Origin of the sequence: Archangium sp., assembly GCF_036388035.1 — a bacterium.
GTDB lineage: Bacteria > Myxococcota > Myxococcia > Myxococcales > Myxococcaceae > Archangium.
The window spans coordinates 1-5,094 of record NZ_DASVSO010000356.1 but is presented as its reverse complement, the minus strand read 5'-3'; the positions used below and the strand labels follow the sequence as shown (position 1 = coordinate 5,094).

The 5,094-nt window shown below is 69.5% G+C and carries 5 protein-coding genes and 1 pseudogene; 4 read left to right on the top strand and 2 right to left on the bottom strand.

The annotated features are described in order from the left end of the window. From VF697_RS14470 to VF697_RS14455, 4 genes and pseudogenes are all read left to right on the top strand, one after another. Positions 1–525 (top strand): hypothetical protein (locus VF697_RS14470; RefSeq protein WP_331095318.1); only part of this gene is annotated, 525 nt, incomplete at its 5' end. Positions 526–539: 14 nt separating this feature from the next. Next, positions 540–1,085 (top strand): DUF1697 domain-containing protein, encoded by a 546-nt coding sequence (locus VF697_RS14465; RefSeq protein ID WP_331095316.1) that lies wholly within the window; start codon positions 540–542, stop codon positions 1,083–1,085. Between the two features lie 37 nt (positions 1,086–1,122). Then, a pseudogene (locus VF697_RS14460) lies at positions 1,123–1,260 on the top strand (ADP-ribosylglycohydrolase family protein); the annotation flags it as partial. Between the two features lie 29 nt (positions 1,261–1,289). Further along, positions 1,290–2,189, top strand: coding sequence for an alpha/beta hydrolase (locus VF697_RS14455; protein ID WP_331095314.1), 900 nt, complete (start codon positions 1,290–1,292; stop codon positions 2,187–2,189). Here VF697_RS14455 and VF697_RS14450 read toward each other — a convergent pair whose 3' ends face one another. Next, the gene (locus VF697_RS14450; protein ID WP_331095312.1) at positions 2,190–2,564 is read right to left on the bottom strand and encodes a hypothetical protein; all 375 of its coding nucleotides are present in this window, start codon (positions 2,562–2,564) and stop codon (positions 2,190–2,192) included. Between the two features lie 199 nt (positions 2,565–2,763). Then, a complete protein-coding gene (locus VF697_RS14445; RefSeq protein ID WP_331095310.1) occupies positions 2,764–4,956 on the bottom strand; it encodes a TonB-dependent receptor in 2,193 nt (730 codons plus the stop codon). Between the last annotated feature and the right edge of the window lie 138 nt (positions 4,957–5,094).

Sequence of the window (5,094 nt, the reverse complement as noted above, 5' to 3'; positions counted from 1 at the left end):
GCCTTTCCCCTCCTCCCCATCGCGGCCGGGCTCGCGGCCCTGTACGTGGTTCGTCGCCTCTCCTCGACGCTGGAGGGGAGACCGGCCGTGGCTGGCCCGGGTGTGCGGCGGCGCCTCGAGGCGTTGAGGGCCCGCCCGTTGCCTCCCGCGCTCGCGGTGCCCACGCCCCGCCCCGATGTCTGGGGTGAGAAGGGGTATCTCTCGCAGGAGCGCTATCGCACGCGCTTCAAGCCGCTCCTGCTCCAAGGCTACGCGACCTACGGCCTCGTCTACCAATACCAATCCGAGCACGATGGGGAGGGGCCGGACGTCGTGGCCAGCTATGCGTGGCTGGATGAACGGGGCGAGTTCCAGACGCGCCGGTTGAAGGAGAGCTACGACGGGATGCACGCCGCCCTGAGCGTGGGACGGGGCAGCATGGTGATCGACATGGACGCGGGTCTGGAGCAGGACAAGGTCATCATCCTCCTGCACGACCTCGCCTCGGGAGAGCATGTCATCTACGAGGCCCTCCGGACCGAGTGACCAAAGGAATTCGGATGACCTGCTTCATCGCGCTCCTGCGCGGCATCAACGTGGGCGGTAACCGCAAGATCCCCATGGCCGAGCTTCGCGAGCTCTGTGGTGAACTCGGCTTCGAGGACGTGCGGACCTACATCCAGAGCGGCAATCTCATCTTCAATGCCTCTGGCAAGGCGGAGGCGGTGGAGGCCCGGCTCGAGAAGGCGATCGAAAAACGTTTCGGCTTCGCGGTGGACGTGATCGTCCGCACCGCCGCCCAGTGGCCGGCGTATGTGAAGGGAAACCCGCTTCCCGAAGCCTCGGAGAAGGAGCCCCAGTTGGTGCATCTGGCCCTCTCCAAGGCACCGCCAAAGAAGGACGCCGTCGCGGCGCTCCGTGAACGCGCGACGGGTGGCGAGCGGATCGAGGCCGTGGGTGAGGCCATCTGGGTTCTCTTCTCCAAGGGGGTGGGGAGCTCGAAGCTGTCGCCAGCGGTGTTCGATCGTCTCGTGGGCTCCCCCGTCACCGCGCGCAACTGGCGGACGGTGCAGAAGCTGGCGGAGCTGGCCGGCGTCTCCGAGTGACCCGTCCCATGCCGACCCGCGAGGAACGCATCGAGGCGGCGCGCACGCGCTGTGCCTGCTGGCCTCGCTGCTCTCTCGGAACGGGCTGGACCTGGAGGATCTCGGGCGGCGGCTCGTGAACTGGTACGAGCTGGGGTATCTGGCGGTGGATGACGAGGTGTTCGACGTGGGCATGCCACCCGTCCCCACCCGGAGAACCCGCCGATGACATCGATCGTGAAGAACCCCGCGGCTCGCACTGCCCTCGAGGGCTGGTACCAGACCTTCCGCGCGAAGATTCCCGTGCGGACCACCGAGCGTCGCGTGACCACGCGCTACGGCGAGACGAACGTCCTCGTCGGTGGCCCGGAGAACGGCCCCGCGATCGTCGTTCTGCACGGCGCGCTGGCCTCGTCCGCGCATGTGCTCTCCGAGCTCGCGCCATTGCTGTCGACGTTTCGGGTCTACGCGGTCGACATCATCGGCCAGTCGGTGATGAGCGCCGAGGTGCGGCCGTCGGTGAGCGACAACTCGTACGGCCTCTGGCTCGCCGAGGTCATGGATGGCCTCGCGCTGCCGAAGGCGCACGTCATCGGGGTGAGCTACGGCGGCTTCGTCGTGCTGAGGCTCGCGGCCCATGCGCCGACGAGGATCAACCGCCTCGTGTTGCTCGTCCCAGCGGGCGTGGTCGGGGGTCCTCCCCTCGACGGTTTCCTCAAGGTCGGCCTGCCGATGCTCATGTACCGCGCATTCCCGTCCGAGAAGCGGCTCGCGCGGTCCCTTCAGTACCTGCTGACGACGCCCGGCGACGACTGGACGCCCTACCTCGGTGAGGCCCTCCGTGGCATCTCCCTCGACATGCGCGTGCCGCCGCTCGCGAAGCCCGAGGAGTTCGTGAACCTGACCGCGCCCACGCTGGTCGTTGGAGCCGACAACGACCTCAGCTTCCCGGGGCAGAAGCTTCTCGACCGGGTGTCGAAGCTCCTGCCGAACCTGAAGGACAAGGAGCTCATCGCCAACTGCCGGCACTGCCCGCCGACCACCGATGAGTTCCGCGCCTGGTTGTCGGGGAGGATCTCGCGGTTCCTGCTCGACGCGCCGCGGAGTGAGCGAGGCTTGCTCTGATCACCGTCGGCGCGGCACCAGCACGCACTGGCCGAGGTCCGTGTCGCACACGGGCTTGAGCTCTCTCGGATCCAGGCAGCTGGCGGTGACGCACTCCCCCTGTTGGCAGACATAGGACGCCTGCTGGGCCAGGTAGCGTGCTCGCTGCCGGAACTCGTCGAGGTTCGCGTCCGCGTTGATGGCGCCGAAGCATTGGAACGCTCCCAGGCAGTTCAGCCCACCCGCCACGGACAACAGATCGACTGTCTTGCAGGTGTCGCCCCGGCTGCACTGGGCGTAGTGGGCGACCAGCTCCGTGGCGCCCTCCTGGAGCTGCTCGCAGTTGGCACACCCCGACAGCCACAGCGCCAGTCCCGCCATACACGAAACGATCATCCGTCTCATCACCACCACCTCCGCGTGTGTCGGTTCAACGGCTCGTCCGCCCGTGCGCCTCACGCTTCTGGCGACGGGGTCGGGACGCACCGTGGACACGAGGGACCCCCCGCGCATCGCCCGATGGGGATGCCGGGGGGGACGCTGTTGCTCGGCGTACAGAGGGGGGGCCTCTGGACGGGTGGGAGTGTCAGGCCCGTCAGTGGAAGAAGATGCTGGCGCTGGCCTGGACGTTGAGGGGCGCGCCGGGGGTGAAGTGGAGATCCTCACATCCCGCGAAGGCGTCGGCCTCGCCCGAGGGCCGGGTCCCCGCCGGGCAGCTCGCCTCGCTCGACTCGAAGGACAGACGCGAGACGTTGGCGAACTGGGCCTCACGCCACCGTGCGTTCAGCAGGTTCTGCACGCCCACGTTCACCTCGTACCAGGAGCGCCGGTAGCCCAGCGTCGCGTCCACGCGGGTGAAGCCCTCGGCGACGAGGAACCGGTCCTCCGTGGCCGGGCGGTCGCCCAGGTGCAGCACGCCGAGCCGCCCGTAGACGCCGCTCGGGTGCCGCGCGGACACGCCGCCCGCCAGGATGAGCGTCGGCGCGAGCGCCACCGCGTTACCGTTGCCGGCGTTCTGTGCGTATGTCGCGCGCGTCAGGGTGGCGTCCGCGTCCGCGAAGAGCCACGGGAGCACCTTCAGCCGGGCCTCGGCCTCCACGCCCTGGCGGCGGGTGGCGCCCCGGGCCTCGGTGGTGCCCTCGTCGCCCACCCAGACGAGCTCGCTGTCCAGGTCCAGCCGGAACACCGAGCCCGCGAGATCCAACCGGTCGAACAGCCTCGTGCGCGCGCCGACTTCATAGCCTCGCGCCCGCGTCAGCGGCGTCACCGGCTCGGGCAGGCGCACCACGCCGCGCGCGTCGTTGGAGTGGAAGCCGTGGCCGTAATTGACGTACAGGTCGGTGTCGGGCAGCGGGCTGAGGACGAGGCTCGCCTTCGGTGACAGGCGCAGGGACCGCTCCACTCCCGAGGTCTTCGAGTCGGGTGCGGCCGAGTCCTCCAGGTGGTCGTCCACATCGAAGCCGAACGCGTCCGCGCGCAGGCCGAGCACCGTGCGCAGCCAGGGGGTGAGGGTGAGCTCCTCCTGCGCGTACACCCCGAGGCTGCCCTCGCGGAGGCTCGCGTCCACCACCGTGTCCAGCCGCTCGCGTGCCTTGGCGTAACTCAGGCCGTTGTCGATGCTGTCGCCTCGCGCCTGCGCACCGAGCGTGGTGTCGAAGGTGAGGCCGCCCCACTCGCGCCGGAAGCGGTAGCTGGCGTTGAAGCCGAGCACCGTGCGCTGGTCGTTCTGCTCGATCATGTCCCCGTTCACCGGGTCCCGGCTGAAGAAGGTGAAGTTGGAGTAGAGGTCGAGCCGGTACCGCACGGCGTACGCCAGGATGTTCACCTCGCCGTCGTCGCCCAGGCGGGTGCGCCAGGTGCCGTAGGCGCTGTGGCGCTGCGACTTGCCCCCCTCGGTGGGGTCCATCGAGGCGAAGCGATCCATCCGGCCGGCGAGTACCTCGCGCAGCGGAACCTGGCCACTCGCGTTCCAGCCGCTGAAGTACGAGGTGAGCGCCAGCGACAGCGTGGAGCGCTCGGAGAGCGGGCGCGTCACCTTCGCGAAGAAGCTGTAACGCTCGGTCTTCTCGGGTTCGAGGAAGGGGCCGTTGGTGCCGTACACCTGCCCGGCCACCACGGGGCTCCACCCCTCCACGTCCGGTGCGGCGATGAACATCCCTCGCAAGGTGCGGAACGAGCCGCCGCCCAGCGTCACCTGGCTCGACTCGAAGTTCCGGCGCGTCACCAGGTTCACCGCGCCAGCGGTGGCGAAGTCACCGTCCTGCGCGAAGTACGTGCCCTTGCGCACCTCCACGCGCTCGATGAGCTCGGGGATGATCCAGTTGAGGTCCGCGTAGCCCTGGCCGTGTCCGTGGCTCACCATGTTGACGGGCACGCCGTCCACGGAGAGCGCCACGTCCGTGCCGTGGTCCGCGTCGAAGCCACGCAGGAAGTACTGGTTGGCCTTGCCGCCGCCCGCGTGCTGCACGGTGTAGAAGCCCGGCACCCCCTGGAGGATGTCCGCCGGGCGGGGGTGCGGCCTCAGGAGGAAGTCCTGATCTCGCACCGTGGACGATGAGGCCGCCGTGAAGGGCCGTCGCGCCGTCACCGTCGTCTGCATGTGCGAGGACTTCTCCGGCGGTGGGGCCGTGGGGGGCTCGGGCGCTGGGGGCGCCTCCGTCGTGGCGGGGACGGAGTGCTCGGGGACTGGAGGGGAGTCCGAGTCGAGTGTCTGGGCGTGGGTCAAGGAGGGCGCCGCGGACACGAATGCGGCGATCGCGGCCAGGGGGGCCGCGCGAGAGGACAGCATGGGAGAACGACCTCGAGGACAGAGGGGGACGGAGGCGACGCGACGACTCGGGAAGTCGGCGTCTCCTACGGGCCCTGGGGCATCGCGGTCGGACGAAGCGGCCCACCCGGGCGCGGGCGCTCCTGTCCCAGCAGTCGC